Annotated in this window: 1 protein-coding gene; it reads left to right on the forward strand. The window is 66.9% G+C overall.

The genetic code is table 11. The features are described 5' to 3' along the window. The coding region (locus tag HU720_RS24655) for an AMP-binding protein (protein ID WP_186523636.1) at nt 1-338 on the forward strand (338 nt) is incomplete at both ends.

Here is a 338-nt window from a genome sequence, read left to right on the forward strand (position 1 = left end):
GAAGCGGCCATCGACGTGACCCACTGGACCTGCCGCGAAGAAGGCCGCGACAGCGTGCCGATTGGCGAGCCAATCGCCAACCTGGCGTGCTACATCCTCGATGCCGAACTGCAACCGGTGCCGGTAGGAGTGCTCGGTGAACTGTACCTGGCCGGAGCGGGTCTGGCTCGTGGCTATCACCGCCGCCCCGGCCTGACCGCTGAACGCTTTGCAGTCAGCCCTTACGGCAACGGCGAGCGCATCTACCGCACCGGCGACCTGGCGCGCTACCGCGCCGACGGCGTGATCGAGTACGCCGGTCGTATCGACCATCAGGTCAAGCTGCGCGGCCTGCGTAT

This window comes from Pseudomonas sp. SWRI51, from assembly GCF_014268825.1.
Taxonomy (GTDB): domain Bacteria; phylum Pseudomonadota; class Gammaproteobacteria; order Pseudomonadales; family Pseudomonadaceae; genus Aquipseudomonas; species Aquipseudomonas farsensis.